Here is a 22,835-nt window from a genome sequence, read left to right on the forward strand (position 1 = left end):
AAATAGGGTAATTGTTTTCTTCATGTCTACTGTTTTTCTCTAGGAATTGTTTGCTTGAATATTTATTTTCTTGTTAAATGCGGATACTAACCAATCTAAACATTTGTATGGAATAACAACCGGCATTTTCGATATAAAAATAAGACGCAAAAACATATGAGTTTCGGTTAATGACCAAACGCTAGTTTTTCAGATATATACGGTAGCTTCCGACGTACAAACGTTTGGAGCTGCCACGATAATTTTAGGCTGTCAGTAGTAATAACAATTTTCTTTAATGCCTCAACTGCCTGTTTGTAATCTTTAGGCCGATAATATTATGATATTCATTTTCCATTACCTGAAACTTTGGGATAAACCCGTTCTGCCCTGCGCATATATATTTGAGTAAATGTTAAATAAGATTGCAACCCTTACGTGTACGCTATAAACAATTAAATTTATATTAGCCAAATCAAATAAATGAAAAGGAATATTTTCAAGTACACTCTTTCTCTGTCTTTTTACTACTACCATCAACGCCCTATTAAGTGAAAAGGATATAGACAAATTATTGCAGGATAGCCGGCAACATTTAAATGGAGTTGCTACCTTATTTGCCATAAAAAATTAACGCGCTTTTTCGAAGCATATCGATTATGGAGTTACTACCTAATTTGCCACAATAAGCTAATGCATTAATCAATCTGATTGAAGAAAGAGACGATTTACCAACCTAAATTTGCGCATGTTAACATTACTAAAATCTTGACGATGGTGAAAGGGACAAGGAAAATATACACCTCTAAATATATTTCTAGCACGATACGTTCCGTAAATTCAGGGAAAACCGTCCGAGAATCCCTTAATGAACTCCCCGAGAAGGCGGTGGTTTTCTTCATCATCGGTAGAAATCTTGGCGAGAACATTCCTTAGTTGTCCAAAATCTATCAGATATCCCCTGCTTGCTGCAAGCCCATAAAAGTATACCTCCAGTCCTTTTCTAATGGTGCTGTTACTGAAATCGAGTGCTATAATCTCTTCTGCTAACATTTCAATAAAATTAAAGCTAATCAAAATCAAAATATTACGTGGTTTACTACAATATTTACGTAATTGTAAGGTAAATGGATTTCTTGCCTCTTGAAAAATTGTGGCCGCGCTACCAAACCGTGGTAAAAATTCGCTAACTTTACGGTATTGCTAACTGATTTCCCGAAAGATAATTTCAGAGGGAACCTTCCTAACCCCAGAAGCTTTTCTTTTAAACTAACTTTTAGAAAGTTCTAAAATTAAGGCCTATGCTACGCTCCGGAATTATTTTCTTGGCAGACGATGACTGTGAGGATGTAGAATTGTTTAGAGACGCGCTGACCGAAATCTGCGCGCATTGTAATTTGTTCTCGTTTCCAGACGGTTACCAGCTATTAGAGGGACTCAGGAACTGTAATAAATTGCCAGACCTGATATTCGTTGATGTCAACATGCCCACTATTGACGGTTTTGAAGCCCTAGTCCAGATACGGCAGGATCGCAAATTAAGCGCAATTCCTACCATAATTTATTCCACAAGCTCAAATCAGGACCACATCTCAAAAGCCTATGCTCTGGGGGCCAGCTCATACATAAAGAAACCTAATGACTTCAAAACGCTAAAGGAAATTTTGAAAAAGATTTTGGTATTGCACGAGAAGTTTTGAAACTACGGCCACTTAAGACCGGCATCCCGTGTCGGATTACAGATAAACATCCAAACAGTTTAAATGTTACCGGTTGCGTCCAACAATTTCGTTTTTCAAATCCTTATCGAAACAGCCAACCGACAACTTCAGGCAGTATCGCCAAGACACCTTATATAAAAAAAGTGGCCGCGTCTGTAAAAACAGCTAGCCACATTTTCCATAGCTTCGCGCGATTTCTCATAGCATTTGCATTCAGCGAAATCACTCGTGTCCGTCTTCTTCCGCTTTATCAACCGGTTCCTGAAAGTCCTTCATCTGCTCTGCAGCCATCTGGTCTGTGGCCAGATTGTTCATGGCAACCTGCAGCTTATTCTTAAATCCCGAAACAATCTTGTCATCCCCGCGCATAAGGGCTTCATAGCCGTCCCTTGCCACATCTGCCGGATCGGCCATATCATCCTTGTCCTGCACCGCCTTTGAACTGTTCATGTCTGCCTTGTTAAAAAAGTCCGTATCGGTCACCCCTGGCAGTAGCGCCGTAACGGTAATGCCCCTGTCCTTGACTTCACTCCTTATGGCCTCCGTAAAGGACTGTACGAACGCCTTGGTGCCATGGTAGACTGCCTGCCATGGTCCCGGCGCCTTGCTCGCTATCGACGAGAGGTTGAGTATCTTGCCCCTTCCTGCGGCTACCATGTCCTTAAGGAACAGGTGTGTCAGTACCACGAGACTTGAAATGTTCAGTTGGATGATGTCCAGTTGCCTTTTCACGTCGGTCTCCACGAAGAGGCCGTATTGCCCCTGGCCCGCGTCGTTGACGAGCACGTCTATCCTGATCTCCTTGTCCTTCAGCTCCTGATAAAGCTCAAAGCCTGCTGCAGGCTCGAAAAGATCTTTTGAAATTACCACGACACTGGCTGCATAGCGGTCCCTAAGCATCTGCGCGGTAGCCGCGAGTTCCATCACGTCCCTTGCCACAATGACCAACCTGTAGCCATCCGCAGCAAATAGTTTGGCCAGTTCCAAGCCGATTCCGCTTGTAGCCCCTGTAATTAATACTGTCTCTTGCATAATAAAATTATTAATTGTTAAAAATGTCCATTTGTCATCTGCGACTTATTGCGGTACCACTGACCTGATCCATTCGTCCCGGCCGCATCTTCTACAGCTGTTGAAATTTTCATTCCCCTTGAAGAAGCGCGTGTACCCGCACCTCGTACAGCTATAGAAGTGCGCAACATTGGTTTTCTGTCCCTTGTAGAGGAAATCTCCCTTTGGGATATGTTCATCGGGCATGATACCCAATCCAGGAGTGATATCCTTCCTGCTGTAGCACCATACAGAGATAAGGCCCGAAGTTTCAAAAAAGGCATGCCTTATTTCCCCAAGATGGACAATATCCTTTCCCCTCAGGAACCTGTACAGGTCCTCATGGCTGAGATTGTTCCTGTCCAAAGACTCGACCTCTATCAGCCCGTTGCGAACAAGGCAGTCGGGCCTTCCTTCCATGAAGGCCTCCAGCTTTTTGTTGCGGTTGATCAGGTACTCCATTACTACCTGGAGAAGGGCTACGGTTGTGATGACCACCAGACCGTGCGTGATGGGGATATCAACTCCCATCATCGGGTCTCCCACCGCAGATCCAAAACAGATGATAATCGCCAGCTCCAGCGTCGAAAGCTGCCCCATGCTGCGCTTTCCCAAAAAGCGGAGCAGTAGGATTGTATAGGCGTACATGACGACCGTGCGGAATACCACTTCAAGAAGAAAACCGTACGGAAGGTCGCCGAAAAAGATGCGGTGGAAATCAAATACCTCCTGCTGTCCCATCTGAGTTGCCTTTAGTTAGTCCGGCCACTACCTTTTTCAGGTCTATTCCCTTGCCCATCACCGGACGGAAGATGTCACCGATATCGTTCACCCTTTCGACCGCATTGAAGATATTGAAGTCGGACATTTGCAGCCCTTTCCTCACCTCATCCCAGTGCAACGGCATCGAGACGGTCGCCCCGGGCTTGGGCCTTACGGAATAAGCGCAGGCAATGGTGGCATGTGGCCGGTTTTGAAGAAAGTCGAGATACATCTTTCCCTTTCGGTCACTGATGGTGCGTTCGATAGTGGTAAACTTTGGAAGTTCTCGGTTTACTAGTGTGACGATTACTCTGGCGAATTCCCTGCTCTGCTCGTAGGTATATTTTCCCCCAAGCGGAATATAGATGTGCAGCCCAGTCGAGCCACTGGTCTTGGGATAGCTTGGCACCCCCATATCGTCCAGGATTTCCTTGGTCACCCTTGCTGTTTCTATAACCTGTTCAAACGAATTCCTGTCGGGATCGAGGTCGATGATGCAGAAGGTCGGATTGTCCGGCCTCTTGGCAGTGCTGCTCCAAGGGTTTAGCTCAATGCATCCCATATTGACCATGTGCAGCAGGGTTGCCTCGTTGTTGGCGATAAGGTACTCCTTGTCCTCACCGTCACCCTCACTGTGGTAGCCGTAGGTATCCATCCAGTCCGGCACCTTCCCCTTGACATTCTTGAAATAGAAGCTCTTGCCATTGATACCGTTGGGATAGCGGTTCATCGATTCGGGGCGCTCCTTCAGGTACGGCAAAAGTACGGGCGCAATCTGGTAGTAGTAGTTTATAAGCTGGCCCTTCGTAATCTTTTCGGTCGGCCAGAATACCTTACGTAAATTGGTAAACTTCAGCTCGTGGCCACCAATTCTTTTGACCTGCGTCTGTTCCGAAGGGTTGAGCAGTGTCCTGCGTCCGACCCTTTCTTTCGGTGCGATGATTTTAGAATGGTCCTGCGATACGATGGCTTCCGTACTGCTCTCCTTTTCAAGCACGACGGTTTTGGCACTCTTGTCATTACGCATGCCTTCGAAGGACGGGTGGCGCATGACGCCGTCTCTGGTGATTTCCGCATAGCTGACCTCGGCTACGAGCTTTGGTTCCAGCCAGGTCGCAGTAGCATGGGGCGGACTAGGCCGGAACCGGGACGGCTTGTTCACGTCAGGCTCGGAGGAAAAGGGGACCTTTTCGGTAACCAGCGGTCCGAACTGTGCCATCATCTCCTTTTGCATCTTGTCCGTAAAGCCTGTGCCGACCTTGCCGGTATAGATAAGTTTTTGCCCCCGGTATACGCCCACCAGAAGGCTGCTGAATAGCTTGCTGCTATCATCGTTTCGGGTAAAGCCCCCTATAACTACTTCCTGCCGCCTGTTGGCCTTGATTTTCAGCCAGTCCCTTGTCCTCTCATTGGCATGGTATGTGCTGCTCTTCTTTTTGGCCACGATCCCCTCAAGCCCCATCTTTTTTGCCGCCTCCAGAAAGTCTATCCCGGAAGTGTCAAAGGTCCTGCTCAGGTAAAGGAGATCACCTTCAACGATTATCCGCTCCAGTATTTCCCTGCGCTCTGCCAATGGGAGCCCCTTAAGGTCATGCCCGTTAAGCCAGAGGATGTCAAAAATGTAGTATACCAGCCTGCCGTCGGCCTCGCTGCGCCAGTTCTGCAGCTTCCCGAAATTGGCCTTCCCATTCTCTTCCACCACAACTACCTCCCCGTCGAGTACTGCCTGAACGTTTAGCTTTTTGAGCGCTTCGTAAACCGGATAGAACTTCTCATTGAAGGATTTGTCATTCCGGGATTTAAGCTCGGCTTTATTCTTATTGAGAAACGCCAGGGCACGGTATCCGTCCCATTTTACCTCGTAGAGCCATTCCTTGCTGTCGAAAGGCTCATCCACAAGTGTGGCCAGCATGGGCTTCAGGCTCCCACTAAATGCCTGTCTCGGCGTCCCCTTCAGTAGCGCACTGATCGGCCTTCCGGTATTTTTTGTATTTTCAGCCTTGGTACCCAATTGCTCGCCGGGCGCCTTTCTGGCTTCGCCCCTTAAAGCATTTGCGCTCTTAACGTCCGAAACCTTCTTGTCAGTTTTCTGCCCGTATACGTTGTCGGGCGACTTTTCCATCTGTTCTATGGTCTTTTTCGAAATCACGGACCTTCCCTTTCTGGTGATGTCGCCAGGTGAGGAGTACCTGTCGTCATGCTTTATCAGCAGCCATGAATTCTCCGCCATGCCGTGGGTCTTTACCAGCGCGAACTCTCCCTTGAGCTTTTTTCCGCTGAGCTTGATCTTCAGTGAGCCAGAATGGAGCTGTCTTAAAAGTTGCCTTTCGGCCTCCTTCCTTGTACCTTTGAATTCAATCGGTTCATAGGTGCCACGGTCCCAGACTATGACGGTTCCGCCCCCATACTGCCCTTTGGGGATAATGCCTTCGAAATCCTTATAGTCGTAGGGATGGTCCTCTACCATCATTGCAAGACGTTTTGTCTTCGGATCGGTAGACGGCCCCTTCGGTACTGCCCAGCTTTTCAGCACGCCCCCCATCTCCAATCGGAAATCGTAGTGCAGGTGCGATGCATCGTGCTTCTGCACTACGAAAATAAGTTTTTCGCCTTTGTTGCCCCCATCTCCGAATGGCTCTGGTGTTTTGGAGGCATCCCTTTTCTCCCTATACTTTTCAAGCGCCATTTCACAAACTTTTAGATTACTTCTTTTTATTCTTAAGGTAGTCGGTAAGTACCTTGCGGTCGTTGGATCCTGTGGCCCGGATTGCCCCGGCTACAGCCTGTCCCGTCACGCCCAGCTTGTCCTTAAAATATTGGATTTCGTATTTTTCCGTAGCGCTGACCTTGTTGCGGTCACCGGCGCCTTTTTTTGATTTGTTATCTCCCATGTTGATTTACTGTTTAATTTATATGCTCTGTGCTATTTTGCAGTTACTTTTTGCTTCCGCGCTTTCTGGCTTTTGCAGGCGCATCAGTATCCCCAATTTCGGCAGCCTCCATATTTACTGCGCTGAAGGCCGTATCGCTCAGCAGGCAATCTGCTTCTTTTTCTTCAGCCAGCGTCTGCATGAGAAGTTTGCAGGCTTCATTTTCTCCAAGCGCTCTCGCAAAAGCGCATAACGTACCGTAGGTTGCTATCTCGTAATGTTCGATCTTCTGCGATGAGGCAATGATGGCGGCATCCCTCACAGGACCGGGAACCGTCTCGGCGAGGATGCTTTCCCCCTCTTTGATCAGCCCCGACATGGCCTCGCATTTTTTGCCTTCGGCCTTGCTGCCCAGCAGCTCAAATACGGACTCAAGGCGGCCTACCTGGATTTTTGTAATCTCAATGTGCTCGTTTATGACCGAACGTAGCTGCTGGGAAGTTGAATTGGCCGCCATTCTTGGCAAGGCCGAAATCAGGGCGTTTTCAGCCCAGTAGATATCTTTCAGCGATTCCACAAACAATACACCGAGTTCAGCCGCGGCATCGGCGCCAGGCTCCGTTATATCTATAATCGCAGCGCTTCTCGAAGCGCCATTTGAAGCATTTTTCATATCTGTCCTTTTTATAGTTTATTTTGTACGAGTTTCTCCCTTGTCCAGAGGCGGTGGCCCTTCATGGCCGAAATGAATTCCAACGCATGCTCACTGCCCATTTCCGGTTCTGCTAGGATTATGCCCCCGTCTTCCTCTCCTAACTTATCGGAAAAGTTTGATTTTTGCAGCAGCCCTATTCCCTGGGCTGCCGCACCGATGACCTTCAGGTGTTTATACGAGTCATTGACCCAGTCCATGATGTCCCCGTCACCGCTTTCAAGCCCATCGCCTCCAGCGATGAAAAGGGCGTCAAACAGTACCGAAGAACCTGTCGAGAGGCTGTAGTCGACGGCAAGCTTCCCTCCCTGCTGCGTTTCGACGAAGCCCAGTTGCGGCGCCACGATAAAACCTTTTGCATTTTCCCTGACCAGAGCCGATTTGAGTGAAAGTATCCCCGACTCATTTACCCCGTCCGCGCAGACAATGGCAACCTGCCTTGATTCGATTGTCGGCGTATTGGTAGGATTGTCGATCATGCTGAGAGCCCGTGAAGCCGTGATCGAAGGCTCCGCCACAGCGGGCTCGTGCTTTTGCTGGTCCGAATCTGGCGAGACCCCATGGTTCATGGGCTTTTCCGGGCTCGATGGAACGGTAAGCCTCAGGCCCTCAGCCACGCCCTCTGCGAGCGACATGTCTACCTGCGACAGTAACCCGATCATACGTACCCTGATTGCCGTGGTGTCTACCTTGCCCAGTTCGAAACGCAGTGCCTTGATGAGATGGCTTTTCTCGTTTTCCGTCTGGCTGTTATAGAACAATCTGGCCTGGCTGAAGTGGTCGCTGAAGCTCGCGCTCCTTTCCCTGACCTTGTGGGCCTCGATGCGCTCGCTGAAGCTTGAAAACCCGCCTTCTGCAATCCTAGCCTGGTAAGGGCAGCCGCCGCCAAGGGAATTCGGATGGTAGCTTACCCGACCGATATTGATTTCCTGGCGCATGAAACCGTCACGCTGGTTGTTATGCGCGGGAGCGATACTCCTGTTGATCGGGATCTCGTGGAAATTTGGGCCTCCAAGTCTGGTCAGCTGGGTGTCGGTATATGAAAACAGCCTGCCTTGCAAAAGCGGGTCGTTCGTAAAATCTATTCCCGGAACTACGTGTCCTGGATGGAAAGCGATCTGCTCGGTTTCGGCAAAGAAATTGTCTGGATTCCTGTTCAGTACCATCCTGCCGATGACAGTCACGGGAACCAGTTCTTCCGGGACTATCTTTGTCGGGTCTAGCAGGTCGAATTCGTATTTGTGTTCGTCCTCCGCAGGAATTAGCTGCACGCCAAGCTCCCATTCCGGAAAGTTGCCCATTTCGATGGCTTCCCAAAGGTCCTGCCGGTGAAAGTCAGGGTTTTTCCCTGAAATTTTTTGTGCCTCGTCCCATACTACGGCATGGGTGCCGAGCTTTGGCTTCCAATGGAACTTGACAAATGTCGATTCCTCTTGCGAATTTACGAACCTGAATGTGTGCACGCCGAAGCCTTCCATCATCCTATAGCTCCTCGGTATTGCCCGGTCGCTCATAAGCCACATTACCATGTGCATCGACTCGGGCATGAGTGAGATAAAATCCCAAAACGTGTCGTGGGCGGAAGCGGCCTGCGGAATCTCATTATGCGGTTCAGGCTTCACCGCATGGATAAGGTCGGGAAATTTACTGGCGTCCTGGATAAAAAAGACCGGCATATTGTTGGCAACGAGGTCATATACCCCTTCCTGCGTGTAGAACTTGACAGAGAACCCTCTCACATCACGGGGAAGGTCGGTAGAGCCCCTAGACCCTGCAACAGTCGAGAACCTGCAGAATACCGGGGTACGCTGACCCTCCTGCTGTAGGAAGCCCGCCTTGGTGAACTGTGGTATCGGATTGGTCACCTCGAAATAGCCGTGGGCTCCGGATCCCCTGGCATGCACTATCCTTTCTGGAATCCGCTCATGGTCGAAATGGGTTATCTTTTCCCGGAGGATAAAATCCTCCAGTAGGGACGGACCGCGTTCGCCCGCCTTCAGCGAGTTATTGTCGTCATTTACCTTAACCCCCTGGTTGGTGGTAAGATACTTGTTTGTGCCGTCTGACTTGTCGGCGGACAAGTCCTGTTGTTTTGCTTCCTGCAGGTTCTGCAATTTCTTACCTTGCTGTTTCATAAAACTTATGTTAGGTGGAACTAGTGTTTCTGCACTGACCTTTTAACTGCCGAAAGAGGGCAAAAAATGTCACCAAAATGGCACAACGGTTGCGACTCTCGTTTACCATTGCGTCATAAAGGGTGACAAATCCGGTTATCGAAGTTTCCAGCGCCGTTTATTAAGTAGTGAAGTTAACAACCCTTTCTGTACATTGTTTTATAAAACTATACTCATTATTTATATGTCGCCATCCAGAAATCCACAGCAGTACAATTAATTTTGTAACTATTCCCGATTTATACATAATTCCACAAAACATCTCCCCTGCTAACTTGCATACCAATAGATTACATACGGCACCTAACCTTATAAAATAAAAACACTATGGCAAATCCTGTTACGGCGTGGAGCGCTACGGTCCAGCGAGATATAGAGGAAAGCGAACATTTGTTTGAACTGGCTTTTAAGGGCTACAATCTCCAGCTGTTCAATTGCGGCGACTCATTATGGCTGGTCTGCAGATGGCCTGAAGCAGGAAGGATAGCATTTAGGATAGCCTTTGGCATGAACAGCAATTTCGAGTCCGCATCCGTTAGCGAACATGGCGGGACCTTCCTTATTACTGCTTCGACGAGGTTGGGATATTACCGTATTGTCCTGTCTACCCCAGAAAGCCAGGCCGCAATTTTCAGGTACACCACAACCTTCCGGGCAAAGCTGCCCCTCCTAATTCCCTTTTGGCCAAGGGATATAGTTCCGCTCACAAGGGACGGAAGGATAGAAAATACTGCCGGCATAATCCACTCCCATCAGGTAGGAACGCGGTCGGGGCAGATATTCTTTAGCATGACCAAACCCCAAGCAGGCTCGGTTCTGTATTTCCAGAACCTTGGCTCAATGTCTGCCTATTGTGAGGCCACGGAAGTTTCGTTGGGCGAAACCGTAGGGGGAAGCTGGCCCGAAATAGGCTTCCGGTTCCCTGTCAATCCAGAAAAGGCGCTGCCTCAAGACAAAGAATATATCATTTCGGATGCTTTCGTGCTCGTGGGCGAGAATGTCCCGTCGAAGGACTGCGATATCGCTTCACAATTCCTTGGAAACCTTGCGGCAATCTATTCACTTCTTCCAAAGCCTGATCCTGTCTACCACGACTGGCCCTCGACAGCGAAAAAAATTTTGGGCGACCTCCACAAAAATAAGGGATGCTGGACGCAGACCAACGGCATTCCCTACCTAAATGCGTATGTTGGGGACTATGCTACCCCGTCCGAAATAATGGTGCAGCTTGCCGTGCTACTTCCCCTTCACGAATATCTTGACTGGTCAGGCACACGCCATCCGGTTTTCGATGATCTCGAAAGCGGCATAAGCCAATTTTACGACGAGAGGGTCGGGACCGTCGTGCGGTGGCATCCCGATCTTGAAGACGGCCTCGACAAGTCTGAGGAACAGAAGCGCGAGATGGTGATGGACTCCTGGTACCTCCACCATCCACTCCTGAACCTATCCCGGCTCGCGCTAAGGGGCAGCGAGACTGCAAAAAGGCTCTTCCTTGATTCTATCGATTATGCGATAAATGTCGCCCGCCATTTTGATTATGAGTGGCCTGTCTTTTACAAGATGACCACGCTGGAAGTGCTGAAAGCGGAAACCTCCCCGGGAAATGGCGGAGAAAAGGATGTTCCAGGTTCCTATGCGCACATCATGCTTATGGCATATAAGCTCACGGGTGAGAAACGTTTTCTGAGGGAGGCCGCCAAGGCGCTAAGGAGCCTTGAAGGCCTCACATTTGATATCTTTTACCAGGCCAACAATACGGCCTTTGCCGCCGCCGCCCTTGTTGAGCTTTATAAGGAAACAGGCCAGCACAGGTATCTGGAGCTAAGCTACTGCTGCCTGGCGGGCATATTCAAGAACTGCCAGATATGGGACTGCGGCTATGGCTTTGCCAAGAACTTTCCCAATTTTTTTGCAGTTTTCCCGCTGAATGACGCTCCATATACCGCCGCATACGAGGAACTTGAGGTGTTTGCCGCCCTTCACCATTACATGGAAGCTTCCGAGGGACTTGAAATCCTGCCTTCCCTAAGGGTGCTGATACCGGAATTTATTAGATACGCTACCGGAAGGCTCGCATTCTATTATCCGCCGATGCTGCCTGAAGAAATGATTGCGGAGGATGTAAAGACTGGCGAAGTGCAGAAGGGACTCTGGATTCCCCTCGAGGACATACATGACGGTTGGGAAAAAAGCGGCGAAGTCGGTCAGGAAGTTTATGGGGCCGGAATCGCCTTCGGCATTATACCGAGACAGTACTTCAAAATTAATGGCCTTGGCGCAACGATCTACTTGGACTATCCGGTCACCAGGCTCAGGAATAGGCGTAATTCAGCCACATTCCATATCGCCGGAAGTCCAGATATGCGGGCAAATATGATAATTCAGGAAATCTCCCGTTCACAAATGGGCGGTGTCACGGTCGAGCAGAAGCTGAATGGAAGGTATCGGAGGGTGCAGCCAAAACCCCCAGGTGTTTTCGATCTTGCGGGAAGCGGCTTGGTCAGGATAAAATGGGGGAAGCCTTAGCAACCTGTTATCTTTTCCTACAGGGGCCAGGGCGATAATAAAGGAGTGGCACGGATAGCGTCCTAACCAGGCCTGCAGATTACCATCTGGCGAAATAGGCTACAGACTCGGCAAGATCGCCCAGTTCAATTTTATGCAGTGGACGGTTTGCTCCTGCCGTCCTTTCAATGGGCGGACCGGCAAGCCTGCTAAATTTCGCAATGACGTCCTCGATGCCAACGGCCTTATGATGCCCCCATTTGTTCTTGCATAGGGAGTTAGCAGTCGACCTGCCCTGTGAACCTACTTCAGCCTGTCAAATTTTACATCTTTACGATCAGGAAGGAAAAGAAAAGAAAAAGCCGCCCCAAGGCGGCCCTCCCATCAACAGGTGCTTATGAAAAACAAACTGTAATTCCTCTTATATATCATAACCTACCATTACTTCTCCCTCATGCCATTCGATATCTCCGCTTTCCAACAGAACAGGATAGGGTGCTGCGGAAAGATTTGTCGTCAGCTTCCGTTTACCCGTTAAAAGATTTTCTCCGATCATATAAATGGTGACCCTTCTGGTACCTTCGACCATTGCCGTGGTAGTCAGCCGATCCTCCGAAACGGACCAGATCCCTGCCATTTGTATTGCCGGGAGGCATTCGAGCGTGTTACCGTTGCCTGATGCGGAACTGTAAGACTGCAAGAAGGTGCCGTCCGGTTTTAGTTCGATGCGGGATTCGCCATAGCAGGTACTTTCTTCCAGCAAATTTTGGGATTCAACACCGTCGGAGTTAAGGTCTGCCGACGCCGGCGAAATCCATGAAGATATCCTATACGTAGCCGCAAATTCCGCATTTTCATTTGGTATTTCCTCATCACAGTCGGAACAGGACAGCAAGGACGTTGCGACCATCCCATATAGCACTATGCAAGCTATTGTTCTCATATATATGTATTAACATGTTACAACAAAGAAAAAAAGAAATGAGGGAGAAACGCTTACAGAATTTAATATACATTTTACATTATCTGCTGTACGGAACCTCTTTTTTTTGGTGAAACCTTCAAGGAAATATTGGGTTATATAAAACATACAGTAAATCCTGTAACGAGGAAATGCCAGATTAGTTGGAACTTCGGGAAGCACAATTCCATACCAAAAATCAATAATATGAGAATAACCGCTATTTACAACAGTGCCCAGATGTACCGGGATATACTAGGAAGATGCCTGAAACAGGCCGGAGCTAGCTTTGCCAGGATTTCATATGGAGAACTTGTCTTCACTAACGAAATCCCGGACGAAAAATTCGATGACCTGAATTGCCGTCTTGGAAAATACGGGATCAGGCTATTCAGGAGCAAGACCGAGGAAAGGATATCAAAGATTAAAGGGATAATTGATGAAATTGTCACCAGGAAACCTCACCAGCAGATTACATTTTCCAAATTTCTGGAGGAAAAATTCGGAGTTTCCTACTGTTCCCTATCCGAAGATTTCAAGGAGAACCAGAAGCTGTCCATTGAATCCTACCTGATTTTCAGGAAGATTGAGCATGCAAAGAAACTTCTTAAGGACGGCGTGTCGATGACCGAGGTGTCCTACCGCCTCAACTACAGCAGCCCCGCACATTTATCCCTCCAGTTCAAAAAACAGACAGGCCTTACACCATCGCTGTTCAAACGCGTTATGGAGAAAAGGAAAGCACGGCCATAGCCTGACAAGCCGAGAAACAGCAATGGAAAACCCTAGGGACATATTGAAAAAAACTTCGCACAGGAGCTATCCGCTGCCCAAAAGGGGCTGGCAACAATATCAGGAATGGCACGGGAACGTCCTTATGCACTGGAAAATAGATGCACGGATAATAGCAGGCCTATTGCCTGAAGGACTGGTTCTCGATACCATCGATGGATCCGCCTGGATATCAATCGTGGCCTTCAGTGTGGAGAGACTTCACCCCCGCCACATACCGCCAATGGCATTCTATTCCGATTTCCACGAGGTCAACGTAAGGACCTACGTCATAAGGAATGGTATTCCTGGAATATACTTCCTTTCCCTGGAGGCACAAAAAAAACTGCCGGTGCTGATGGCACGCCTGCTAATGGGCTTACGGTATATCAGATCCGAAATTTCACGCAATATGTGTGCATACAAGTCCCATAACCCGGCGAGGTCCTACAGGCTTGATTTCGACTATCGGCCAAAAGGCGGCCTGCTTAAAAAGACGGCGATTGACCTATGGCTTACCGAAAGGCACGCCCTCTTCTTGGAGAAGGGCAACCGTATCTACAGGATTGATGTGCATCATAAAATATGGCCGCTGGAGGAGGTTAGGCTACGGATGAGAACCGTACGGTATCCCCTGATCGGCACTTTGGACCAGAATAACCCGGACATTGTCCATTATGCCCATGAACTGGCCGTACTGATATGGGGCCGACAGAAATGCTGATTTGGAAAGGCGACATTCAGGATTCGAGCAATGTGGCCCCACATGTAAAATTTGTCAAAAATAGTGTAAGGACTACAATACCGTAATGAAGTAGCTTTATGATACTACAAATTAAAAAAACCACAGTATGGCAAACCCAAAAAAAAACGATTCACAGGATGGAAGAAAAAACAGGACCGTTCCACCAAAACCAACGGCGGCGGCAGAACTCAGGGAACTGTTTATCGATGAGCTTAAGGATATCATATATGCGGAAAGGGCCCTGGTAAGGGCGTTGCCAAAAATGGCCAACAATGCGCAAGATGCCAACCTGAAGGCAGTGATTGGCGAGCACGTGGCCGTAACCGAAGGTCAGGTCGACAGGCTCACAAAAGTGTTCGCGATGCTGGGAGAACCGGACAGGGGAAAAAAATGCGATGCGATGGAAGGGCTCATTCTTGAAGGCGAAAGCATACTTGAGGAGACCAGGCCAGGTCCTGTTCGAGACGCCGCAATCATTTCGGCATCACAGAAGATAGAACATTACGAAATAGCGTCTTACGGTACCCTTGTGGCCTTTGCCAAAATATTGGGAGAAGATGAAGTGGCCGATTTACTTATTGAGACGCTGGAAGAAGAAAAGGATGCTGACCTCAGGCTGACCGACGCTGCCTACAATACCATCAACCTCGATGCCATGGAAGAAGATGCCGAATAAATTCCTTGAGCCCATCGAGAATCTTGATACTTTAAAATATGTGCTTCGAAGCTTCAAACCATTAATCTGCCACTATGATACATCCAAAAACGAAGATACGCTATATAAGCGAAGAAATCGGCTACGGCGTCGTGGCCACCGACTTTATACCCAAAGGGACCATAACCTGGGTACAGGACGGACTGGACCGCATATTTTCACCCTCAGAAGTTGAAAGGCTTCCCAATGCCCAAAAAAAAATACTCGACATTTACAGCTTTACCAATAGCAGGGGCGAAAGGGTCTTGTGCTGGGACAATGCCAAATACGTCAACCACAGCTTTAGCCCAAGCTGTTTCTCGACTGCCTATGATTTTGAGATTGCGGTCAGGGATATCTATCCGGGCGAAGAGCTTACCGACGACTACGGTTATCTGAACCTTGAGGAGCCGTTTATGGCAAAAGATGAAGGCACTGAGCGTAAGATCGTGTTTCCTGACGACCTACTGACCTATTACCGGGAATGGGATAGAATGGTAAAGGAGTGCATACCCCATATCTATGCCGTAAAGCAGCCGCTGCTCTCAGTGCTACCGCCTGAGACAATTGAGGAATTGGAAGAGCTGAAAAAGGATCCGGCCAAAATGCGCTCACTCCGGGAATGCCACTATGCAAGAAAAACTGCAGCCTCCAACGGCTTATAATCCAGCAACAGTACCATCCTAAAAATGCTGCATCTATAACTTATAAATAATTTTAATAAACAAAAACAAACGCCATGATAGAGATCCTGCCATCACTTCCCAAAAATATTGCGGCCTTCCGGGCAACGGGAAAAGTGACCAAAGAAGACTACCAGAAGGTCATGGCCCCAAGGGTCAATGAGCTGGTAAGCAATACCGGAGAACTTAATTTTTTCTTCCTGATAGATACGGAACTTGGTGATTTTACCCTCGGTGCATGGTTCCAGGATGCGCTGCTGGGACTGAAACATCTTGCCAGCTGGAAACGCGCCGCCATTGTTATTGACAGCCCGCAGGCGCGAAAATTTACCGATGAGTTCAGCATACTCGCGCCGGGCGAATTCAGGGGCTACCCGAAGGAACAGTATTCTGAAGCTTTGGAATGGGTAACAGATACCTGAGACATCAAATGCATCCCTAAGATTTCAGGATACAGATAAGCTGCTGAATTGTTGTGCGATATCCCGTTTTGTAATATATTAGCCAGAGACAGACCCATCTATCCCTAACTAACGTTACACTCACCCCCCGTATGAGCGAAAATACCACCAATTATAAGATACTGGTAGTAGAAGAGAATTATGATGATTTTCTCTTCATCCAAAAAAAGATCGTAAAGAGGCTTGCTCTTTCCAATGTTGTCCGCGCGCAGAATATGCACCAGGCTTGGATCGAGATTTCTAACGCCCCGTTTGATATAGTAATTTTAGACATAACCGGGCTAGCGCTTTCGGCAGCAGATGCTGTATCGGAAATCGCAAAGCTATCCGACATCTCAAAAATCATCGTAATTTCCTCCTACGCCAACCCTCTGCTGGAAAATGAGCTTTTCCACCTCGGAATAGGAGATTTTATCCTAAAGAAGAAGATAACTTACCGGGCAATCCACAAAAGCCTAGTACATGCAGTACAGCGGAGCAGGATGCTTGCCTCAATACGAGAGACCCAGAAGCAGTATGACGACCTTTTCCACCTGAGTCCGCTTCCAATGTGGATATACAATGTGGAGACACTGAGGTTCAGGAACGTGAACGGGGCCGCGGAAAGAAAGTATGGGTACACCAGAAAGGAATTCAAGAAGATGACTATACGTGACATACGTCCTAAGGAAGATATACGTATTCTCGAAAAAGCCCTCGAATTCGTAAGGAGCCATGACAGGCTGTTTGCGAGCGGAATCTACCGGCACCAGAAAAAAAACGGGGAAATTCTAACGGTAGAGCTTGTCAGTAACATCATTTATCTTGACGGGACCAAACATGAGTTCGTTTTGGCAAATGACATAACCGAACAGCTCCACTACATAAAGGCTATTGAGGAAAAGAACAAGACGCTTCAGGAAATCGCCTTCACACAATCACATATCGTCCGCCCACCCCTTGCCAATATGATGGGTATACTACATCTGATAAAGGACGTGGACCTTACATCTGCGGATGGACAGCAGCTGTTGGAACATTTTGTCTCCTGCAGCAAAGAGCTTGACCGAAGCATCCACGAGATTGTGCAAAAAGCGAGTCGGAAATAGCTTCAACGCTGTAGTGTCATTACTACCGTATTTTCCACAAAAAGCTAAGGCAATATCCATCACTAGTAAATCTGATTGAAGAAATAGAACGATTACCGTCCAGGTTAAGTTTATCGTTAGAGTTTGGTGTTTCTCAGAAAATACATCTTTCATTGTCATCATGAGGCTTAAGTCGTAATACCGTTATTGAATTAACAACAGATGTAGTAGTCATCCAGGGTTTAATACGAAAATGGAGTTGCTACCTAATTTGCTACAAAAAGCTAAGGCAATATTCCTCCCCTCTAGTTCATCTAGATGTGTTCTGGATAGGTGTGCTGTTTGATGAACGAAATCGATTCTTGACGGAGGGAAAACCGCTTTAAAAGAAAATCAAACTTGGACTGCTTATCTATTTTCCAAGTACTATTCTTAGAGTGCTTTTGGTAGCTCCTAAGTGCTTTTGCGAAGCAAAAGGAGCCTTTCTTCAGGGTTACTGATGAAGGGGTAATAAAGGGGCAACAAGAATCTGGTGTTCTACGAGAGGTAAGCGTCAGACTACAAATCCATAGTGTCTACTGAACAGTTTGGAACGTACAGGGAAGGATAGTATTTCCGAAATACACAACTTGACTATTCTGATATTCAAAATCATTCAAAAGGCTTAAAAAAGGCAATAAGGGTTGCACTTCATTACCTCGAAGCCCACAAAAAAATCCTCATCAAATTGATGAGGATTTTTTTTATGAAACTAATTATTAAATATTTCTAACCGATAATTCGTAGCCACCTTTCTATAGCAGCTCTGGCCTTTAGAAGCTAAAATATTTCAAACGTAACAATGATTCTGTAATTCATTTTAGATTTTGAGTCCATTCATCAAAATGGATCTTACCCTTTTGGTGATCTCCTTCGGGTACCAAACCTGATTTAGGAAAATCATAAAACATATATTTATGCTCGTTGTCCGAAATTACGGTTTTATGCTGCCCAGTAACTTTTATATACCTTGAAACAAATTGATCCATAGGGGCAAGCTCAGGACCAGCAATTTCAATGGTTCCGTTTTTAGGTGTTTCTAAAGCAAACTTCACGACAAAATTGGCGACATCTTCAGCTGCTATAGGCTGGAAATCAAGTGTAGAAACATTAACAACATCCTCTTTTCCCTGCACTGCTATAATTGTAGAGACATGCTCATGAAATTGTGTCGAGCGAATGATGGTATAAGGAATACCACCGTTCTTGACAATATCCTCCTGATTTTTTTTCGCACGCATGTATCCAATATACTGTACGCGGTCTATACCCACAATCGATAAAACGACATGATGCCTAATTCCTGCCAATTTTTCAGCTGCTACCAGGTTCTTTCCAGCCGTCTCAAAAAAATTAAGGGCGTTTTCTTCTTCAGGGGATGAAGAATTTGAAAGATCAATCACAATATCGGTACCTCTTAACGCTTCAGAAAGTCCTTCTCCAGTGATGATGTTAATTCCATTTGAAGGTGAGCCTATTACGACTTCGTGCCCTTGGTTATTTAATTTGCCAGCAACATTGGCCCCTATTAATCCTGTCCCGCCTACTACTAGTATTTTCATTTTTTTATGTGATGTGAGTTAAAATTTTAATATGGAATTCGTTAATGCAAAGTTGAATCATTTGCATACACGAGAAAACACACAAACCACAGCAGAAGGTGGACAAATGGCATTAACTTAGAAAATAATCCGCAACAATTATAAAAGGAAATCGCTGGGCGGAGCATTGTGTTTTCTATATTCCGTAGGAGAAAACCCAGTTTTCTTTCTAAAAAGCCGCATGAAATACTTTTCATCTTCGTAGCCCAGCAGATCAGATATTTCCTTGACGCTGTGATCGGTGTAATAGAGCATTCGCTGCGCTTCCCTTAAAATCTCCTTTTGAATAAGCAAAGATGCTGATGAGTTGGTTGTTTTTTTTATGGTATCATTTAAGTAACTAACGCTGATATGAAGTTTTTCGGCATAATCTGCAGGCCTTTTAAGGTGATGGTAATTATGCCTGACAAGATTCATAAATTTCTTCGTAATCATTACCGAACGGGACGCAAAGTTCGCCGTACTCCCCATCGGTTTGCTTTGGTAGCTTAGCCCCGCCTGGGCAACAAATGCGGATAGCAAAGGATGGGAAACATCCTTATATGTTGTACTATTGATCTCTTCGAGTGCCATAATGGATTGTATGACAGACTTGAACCAATCAAATTCTAAATCTGTAAGCCCTACAGATATCATCTCTTCCAAACATTTGTCAAGCGTAGCTCGTACAGATGCTTCGATCAGATTATTTTCAAAGGAAATATACCACCCGCTGCCTTTTGAAACACTAAGTACTTGATGGACCTGCCAAGGAGGCGAAATGAAAAGTGTTTTGGCTGGCATTATAAAATGCTCAAAATCTAAAAGCACTTCAAGCGCACCATCTTCGATCAGCATACAGGTATAATGGTCATGCCTGTGAGGATGAAGCGCATCTGTGAAGTCATCTGATAATTCATCCCATGCCTTAACTATAAAACCTTCGATGCCTTGCAGCCTACGCAGAATAATGGGCACACCTTTATCCGATTTGTTTACTTCTATAGAAAAATTTGCCATGCTTCAACGATTTTTAGAGAAATATCAATGATAAAAGTAAGAAATAAAAATTTCTCTCTTTTTTCACATTGGAGTTGCAACATTTTTACCATAAAAAGGTAAGGCAAAATTCATCCTTACAGCACTTTAAACTAACAAGTAAAAATTTAAACTAACAATTGTAAAGGTTATTTATATTTTAAAATTATTTTGAATACATTACATTAATCATTTGAATTATAACTATATTTGAATCAACTAATAGGATAATATCGTTCTTTCAAATCAGATGGCTTCGTGCAGGGCCTTTGCATATATAACATAGTGGTTTTGCTGTCGTGGCACATTCGTGGCACAATACTGAAAAACCTCAAAAAACTGGCCTGAAAGGTACCAGAACCGCATAGGTGTCGGACCCTTCAGCTCCACTAAGCGTGTAACTAACTGTAAATCAATAAGTTACACGCTTATTTTTTAAACCCAAAAACTCCCGAACCCTCTTTCAAAAACCTACTTTAAGCCATCAAAAAGGCACTTTCCCATTTTTCGTACAGCCAAAAACATCCAAAAAACGTCCCAAAATTGTGGCACTGTTTACACCCTGCTTACACCAGACAAAAATTCACGTTTACACCAGAAATGCAATTGAGAATCCGATCATAAAGTTACCACAAAGGGTATAGAAACAATCTGACCAGTGATAACGTTTCTGTTTTGGGAAATCCAAGTTTCCCAGCACAATATGCATATCAGCCTCAACCTCATCTACTATGTCCATAAGACATATTCGGATGGCTCCCACCCCATCCTTCTACAATATACCATCAATAGGAAAGTAAAACGGAAGGTACTTGCAAGATGCCACGAAAAAGATTGGGATCCCGATACGGGAAGGCTCAGGACATCGATGCCAAATGCAAATGCCATCAACCAGTATATCGATACTGAATTCCAGAACGCCGAAAGGGACCTCTATGAAATCAGGTCGGGCCAGAAACCAAGATCGGAAATATTCAAATCGAAACCTTTCCTTTCTATCAGAGAAGCATTGGACAGGGAACTCATCAGGATGCAGTTTGAATATAAGTCCGGGCAATACGACAAGATACTTGGTCTGAAACGACAGATAAGGGACATCAACATCGATATCAGGGATATTGACAGGGAATGGATACTAGCGCTGATCAATGATTTTAGGGAAAAAGGCAATATAGGTTCCACGATACAGAAAAAAGTGAAGCTACTCCGGAGCATCATCGCTCGCTATTCGGAAAAAGGCGTAACTAGGGAACACAGGAATATCCGCATCCCCGTACAGAAGTCGATAAAAGTCAAGCTGACACGTCGGGAGATACACCTCATCGAAAACCTACAACTTCCAGGGAGCGACCTTATTACTGCGGCCAGGGACCTTTTTATCCTACAGATATATCTTCGAGGGATCCGTGTCGGCGACATCCTTCAGGCCTATTCCAGGGACTTTGAAAATGATCGTTTCTTTTATTTCGATGACAAGACAAACAAAAGGTTCTCCCTGAAAATCATCGATGCAGCCAAACCAATCATAGACAGGTACAAAGGGAAACATCAACGGCTATTTCCTTTCTTTTCCTGGAAACCAAATGAAAAACTGACGGCATTCGAGAATGAACGATTAAGGTTAAAGCATAAGGAAAGCTGTACTACAATTGTAAACAAGCACCTCAAAATCATAGCAGGCATGACGGGCATCACCAAGCCCCTCTCCTCCCATGTGGCAAGACATACCTTTGCCAGGATGGCCATCGATAAGATAAATAATCCCATGATTACGATGGAGCTTCTTGGGCACACTTCCCTAGCCATACATCAACAATACCTACAGGACCTTAGGCAGGAAGAAATTTTAGATGACGCTGCTGACGATATATTTTCTGAGATATCTATTCATTAGTAATTCGATATGTTTCTCAAAAGGAATCTTTATTTCCTTTGCCACATTTAACATTAACATTTTTTTCATTAGTATTGGAATTTTATTTTGCCAAAAGGTTAAATTTAATCCATTTGGCAACTTAGACTAATTATTAAATATCGTTACATCATCAAAGCGATTTACTTCAAATATGGTTTTCCGTAAAGTAGCTCGTTATGGGTTACTTATATTAGCATCAAAGTGTAATTGACCTACCCATTAAATTTATTTCTAAGAATAAAATAAAAAAATCATAAAGAGTCATCATTATCACTTTCTTAAAAAGAAGAATCAATATGAAAGGCGCAATATTAATCATTGGATCCCTGCTATGGGATCCTGATCAAGGAGAATACAAAAATTTCAGGGAGAAATGGAGAAACAAACATCTTAATATGGATGATAGCATCCATGTATTTGCTCCCATCAGATATGGAAGAGAATCTAAGGGTAGACCTGCTCATACAATGGTATTGTCCAAAGAAACCGATACAAAAGAAAAATTAGGCACTGCCTATGTTGTGCCATTTAAAAATAATCCTTTAACTTCTGATGAAGTATTAAGTCAAGCAAAAGAATTATCAAAAGCTGAAGGGAAAGGGGATGATAAATTAGTGAAGGGAAATCAGAAAAAATGGTGTGTAATAGGTCTTTTATTCAATCCATCTATTGATCTTGAAAAGAAAAAGGGCCTATTAGACAAATTCACCCTTCAACTTCAATCCGACGGGCTGGCGGAAAATCATAGACTTTTTAAAATTGGTAATGAACCTTCAATCCTAAATGAAAATGGCGAAATTAAAATCAGTTGGTTAGAACCCGTGGATACTAAAAACAAAGAAGATATAGATTCTTTCGATTTTATTATGGCAACATGCACACGGCAAAACTTAAAAAACTACCCAGATGCCGATGAGATTTTGAGATTAGTAAAAATTGATAATAAACAAAAATATTTCCTTAACAACAATAAACATGGAATAAGCACATTCCAAGACCAAGAAATCATTGATAAACTAAACGAATTATAATGCTAATGTGAAGATTAAGATTTACGAAATCTCAATGACTATAAGATTGAATAATGGTATAACTACAGAAATGC

At 45.6% G+C, this 22,835-nt stretch carries 20 protein-coding genes; 10 read left to right on the forward strand and 10 right to left on the reverse strand.

Going from position 1 to position 22,835, the window contains the following annotated elements; translation table 11 throughout:
• Window positions 1-819 precede the first annotated feature (819 nt).
• Complete coding sequence (locus tag BGO88_RS13290) at window positions 820-1,032, reverse strand: hypothetical protein (RefSeq protein ID WP_286707172.1); 213 nt, start codon at window positions 1,030-1,032, stop codon at window positions 820-822.
• Window positions 1,033-1,280: 248 nt separating this feature from the next.
• On the opposite strand from BGO88_RS13290, the gene BGO88_RS13295 reads away from it, so the two are divergent.
• Complete coding sequence (locus tag BGO88_RS13295; RefSeq protein ID WP_286707173.1) at window positions 1,281-1,679, forward strand: response regulator; 399 nt, start codon at window positions 1,281-1,283, stop codon at window positions 1,677-1,679.
• A gap of 243 nt (window positions 1,680-1,922) precedes the next feature.
• On the opposite strand, the gene BGO88_RS13300 is transcribed toward BGO88_RS13295, so the two are convergent.
• The 6 genes from BGO88_RS13300 to BGO88_RS13325 are packed head-to-tail and all read right to left on the reverse strand — an operon-like array spanning window position 1,923 to window position 9,229.
• A complete protein-coding gene (locus BGO88_RS13300) occupies window positions 1,923-2,732 on the reverse strand; it encodes an SDR family NAD(P)-dependent oxidoreductase (protein ID WP_286707174.1) in 810 nt (269 codons plus the stop codon).
• 45 nt (window positions 2,733-2,777) lie between these two features.
• Window positions 2,778-3,491, reverse strand: coding sequence for a DUF421 domain-containing protein (locus BGO88_RS13305; RefSeq protein WP_286707175.1), 714 nt, complete (start codon window positions 3,489-3,491; stop codon window positions 2,778-2,780).
• Window positions 3,469-6,198 carry a DNA ligase D gene (gene ligD, locus BGO88_RS13310; RefSeq protein WP_286707176.1) on the reverse strand — a complete coding sequence of 910 codons (2,730 nt, stop codon included), beginning with the start codon at window positions 6,196-6,198 and terminating at the stop codon, window positions 3,469-3,471. Before ligD ends, BGO88_RS13305 begins: the two co-directional genes overlap by 23 nt.
• A gap of 16 nt (window positions 6,199-6,214) precedes the next feature.
• Window positions 6,215-6,403: a DUF3606 domain-containing protein gene (locus BGO88_RS13315; protein ID WP_286707177.1), complete on the reverse strand. Its 189-nt coding sequence runs from the start codon at window positions 6,401-6,403 to the stop codon at window positions 6,215-6,217.
• Window positions 6,404-6,446: 43 nt separating this feature from the next.
• A complete protein-coding gene (locus BGO88_RS13320; RefSeq protein WP_286707178.1) occupies window positions 6,447-7,055 on the reverse strand; it encodes a YciE/YciF ferroxidase family protein in 609 nt (202 codons plus the stop codon).
• Between the two features lie 11 nt (window positions 7,056-7,066).
• On the reverse strand, window positions 7,067-9,229 hold the full coding sequence (locus BGO88_RS13325) for a catalase (protein ID WP_286707179.1): 2,163 nt from the start codon (window positions 9,227-9,229) through the stop codon (window positions 7,067-7,069).
• A gap of 366 nt (window positions 9,230-9,595) precedes the next feature.
• On the opposite strand from BGO88_RS13325, the gene BGO88_RS13330 reads away from it, so the two are divergent.
• Complete coding sequence (locus BGO88_RS13330) at window positions 9,596-11,797, forward strand: hypothetical protein (protein WP_286707180.1); 2,202 nt, start codon at window positions 9,596-9,598, stop codon at window positions 11,795-11,797.
• Between the two features lie 400 nt (window positions 11,798-12,197).
• Here the strand turns inward: BGO88_RS13330 and BGO88_RS13335 are convergent, their stop codons facing one another.
• Complete coding sequence (locus tag BGO88_RS13335) at window positions 12,198-12,719, reverse strand: lipocalin-like domain-containing protein (protein WP_286707181.1); 522 nt, start codon at window positions 12,717-12,719, stop codon at window positions 12,198-12,200.
• Between the two features lie 225 nt (window positions 12,720-12,944).
• Between BGO88_RS13335 and BGO88_RS13340 the strand changes: the two genes are divergently transcribed.
• The 6 genes from BGO88_RS13340 to BGO88_RS13365 all read left to right on the forward strand — a co-directional run bounded on the left by BGO88_RS13340 (window position 12,945) and on the right by BGO88_RS13365 (window position 17,179).
• Window positions 12,945-13,490 (forward strand): helix-turn-helix domain-containing protein, encoded by a 546-nt coding sequence (locus tag BGO88_RS13340; protein WP_286707182.1) that lies wholly within the window; start codon window positions 12,945-12,947, stop codon window positions 13,488-13,490.
• 22 nt (window positions 13,491-13,512) lie between these two features.
• Window positions 13,513-14,232 (forward strand): YqjF family protein, encoded by a 720-nt coding sequence (locus tag BGO88_RS13345; RefSeq protein ID WP_286707183.1) that lies wholly within the window; start codon window positions 13,513-13,515, stop codon window positions 14,230-14,232.
• Window positions 14,233-14,359: 127 nt separating this feature from the next.
• Window positions 14,360-14,929, forward strand: coding sequence for a YciE/YciF ferroxidase family protein (locus BGO88_RS13350; RefSeq protein WP_286707184.1), 570 nt, complete (start codon window positions 14,360-14,362; stop codon window positions 14,927-14,929).
• Window positions 14,930-15,003: 74 nt separating this feature from the next.
• On the forward strand, window positions 15,004-15,612 hold the full coding sequence (locus BGO88_RS13355; RefSeq protein ID WP_286707185.1) for an SET domain-containing protein: 609 nt from the start codon (window positions 15,004-15,006) through the stop codon (window positions 15,610-15,612).
• Window positions 15,613-15,686: 74 nt separating this feature from the next.
• The gene (locus tag BGO88_RS13360; RefSeq protein WP_286707186.1) at window positions 15,687-16,052 is read left to right on the forward strand and encodes a SpoIIAA family protein; all 366 of its coding nucleotides are present in this window, start codon (window positions 15,687-15,689) and stop codon (window positions 16,050-16,052) included.
• A gap of 131 nt (window positions 16,053-16,183) precedes the next feature.
• A complete protein-coding gene (locus BGO88_RS13365; protein ID WP_286707187.1) occupies window positions 16,184-17,179 on the forward strand; it encodes a PAS domain S-box protein in 996 nt (331 codons plus the stop codon).
• A gap of 833 nt (window positions 17,180-18,012) precedes the next feature.
• Here BGO88_RS13365 and BGO88_RS13370 read toward each other — a convergent pair.
• Both BGO88_RS13370 and BGO88_RS13375 read right to left on the reverse strand, forming a co-directional pair.
• Window positions 18,013-18,759 (reverse strand): SDR family oxidoreductase, encoded by a 747-nt coding sequence (locus BGO88_RS13370; RefSeq protein WP_286707188.1) that lies wholly within the window; start codon window positions 18,757-18,759, stop codon window positions 18,013-18,015.
• Between the two features lie 138 nt (window positions 18,760-18,897).
• Complete coding sequence (locus tag BGO88_RS13375) at window positions 18,898-19,797, reverse strand: AraC family transcriptional regulator (RefSeq protein WP_101472315.1); 900 nt, start codon at window positions 19,795-19,797, stop codon at window positions 18,898-18,900.
• A 721-nt stretch (window positions 19,798-20,518) separates the two neighbouring features.
• Between BGO88_RS13375 and BGO88_RS13380 the strand changes: the two genes are divergently transcribed.
• Together BGO88_RS13380 and BGO88_RS13385 are read left to right on the forward strand one after the other, a co-directional pair.
• Window positions 20,519-21,709, forward strand: coding sequence for a tyrosine-type recombinase/integrase (locus BGO88_RS13380; RefSeq protein ID WP_286707189.1), 1,191 nt, complete (start codon window positions 20,519-20,521; stop codon window positions 21,707-21,709).
• Between the two features lie 317 nt (window positions 21,710-22,026).
• Window positions 22,027-22,761 (forward strand): hypothetical protein, encoded by a 735-nt coding sequence (locus BGO88_RS13385; RefSeq protein ID WP_286707190.1) that lies wholly within the window; start codon window positions 22,027-22,029, stop codon window positions 22,759-22,761.
• Window positions 22,762-22,835: the final 74 nt, after the last annotated feature.

The sequence above is a fragment of the Flavobacterium sp. 38-13 genome, from assembly GCF_001899155.1.
GTDB classification, from domain to species: domain Bacteria; phylum Bacteroidota; class Bacteroidia; order Flavobacteriales; family Flavobacteriaceae; genus Flavobacterium; species Flavobacterium lindanitolerans.

What these genes read in the sequence shown, in the direction of transcription:
- BGO88_RS13370 (WP_286707188.1), bottom strand. Translation starts at nt 18,759, where the DNA reads ATGAAAATACTAGTAGTAGGCGGGACAGGATTAATAGGGGCCAATGTT.
- BGO88_RS13340 (WP_286707182.1), top strand. Translation starts at nt 12,945, where the DNA reads ATGAGAATAACCGCTATTTACAACAGTGCCCAGATGTACCGGGATATA.
- BGO88_RS13305 (WP_286707175.1), bottom strand. Translation starts at nt 3,491, where the DNA reads ATGGGACAGCAGGAGGTATTTGATTTCCACCGCATCTTTTTCGGCGAC.
- BGO88_RS13320 (WP_286707178.1), bottom strand. Translation starts at nt 7,055, where the DNA reads ATGAAAAATGCTTCAAATGGCGCTTCGAGAAGCGCTGCGATTATAGAT.
- BGO88_RS13325 (WP_286707179.1), bottom strand. Translation starts at nt 9,229, where the DNA reads ATGAAACAGCAAGGTAAGAAATTGCAGAACCTGCAGGAAGCAAAACAA.
- BGO88_RS13335 (WP_286707181.1), bottom strand. Translation starts at nt 12,719, where the DNA reads ATGAGAACAATAGCTTGCATAGTGCTATATGGGATGGTCGCAACGTCC.
- BGO88_RS13330 (WP_286707180.1), top strand. Translation starts at nt 9,596, where the DNA reads ATGGCAAATCCTGTTACGGCGTGGAGCGCTACGGTCCAGCGAGATATA.
- BGO88_RS13350 (WP_286707184.1), top strand. Translation starts at nt 14,360, where the DNA reads ATGGCAAACCCAAAAAAAAACGATTCACAGGATGGAAGAAAAAACAGG.
- BGO88_RS13295 (WP_286707173.1), top strand. Translation starts at nt 1,281, where the DNA reads ATGCTACGCTCCGGAATTATTTTCTTGGCAGACGATGACTGTGAGGAT.
- BGO88_RS13300 (WP_286707174.1), bottom strand. Translation starts at nt 2,732, where the DNA reads ATGCAAGAGACAGTATTAATTACAGGGGCTACAAGCGGAATCGGCTTG.
- BGO88_RS13375 (WP_101472315.1), bottom strand. Translation starts at nt 19,797, where the DNA reads ATGGCAAATTTTTCTATAGAAGTAAACAAATCGGATAAAGGTGTGCCC.
- BGO88_RS13345 (WP_286707183.1), top strand. Translation starts at nt 13,513, where the DNA reads ATGGAAAACCCTAGGGACATATTGAAAAAAACTTCGCACAGGAGCTAT.
- BGO88_RS13355 (WP_286707185.1), top strand. Translation starts at nt 15,004, where the DNA reads ATGATACATCCAAAAACGAAGATACGCTATATAAGCGAAGAAATCGGC.
- BGO88_RS13380 (WP_286707189.1), top strand. Translation starts at nt 20,519, where the DNA reads ATGCATATCAGCCTCAACCTCATCTACTATGTCCATAAGACATATTCG.
- BGO88_RS13315 (WP_286707177.1), bottom strand. Translation starts at nt 6,403, where the DNA reads ATGGGAGATAACAAATCAAAAAAAGGCGCCGGTGACCGCAACAAGGTC.
- BGO88_RS13385 (WP_286707190.1), top strand. Translation starts at nt 22,027, where the DNA reads ATGAAAGGCGCAATATTAATCATTGGATCCCTGCTATGGGATCCTGAT.
- ligD (WP_286707176.1), bottom strand. Translation starts at nt 6,198, where the DNA reads ATGGCGCTTGAAAAGTATAGGGAGAAAAGGGATGCCTCCAAAACACCA.
- BGO88_RS13360 (WP_286707186.1), top strand. Translation starts at nt 15,687, where the DNA reads ATGATAGAGATCCTGCCATCACTTCCCAAAAATATTGCGGCCTTCCGG.
- BGO88_RS13365 (WP_286707187.1), top strand. Translation starts at nt 16,184, where the DNA reads ATGAGCGAAAATACCACCAATTATAAGATACTGGTAGTAGAAGAGAAT.
- BGO88_RS13290 (WP_286707172.1), bottom strand. Translation starts at nt 1,032, where the DNA reads ATGTTAGCAGAAGAGATTATAGCACTCGATTTCAGTAACAGCACCATT.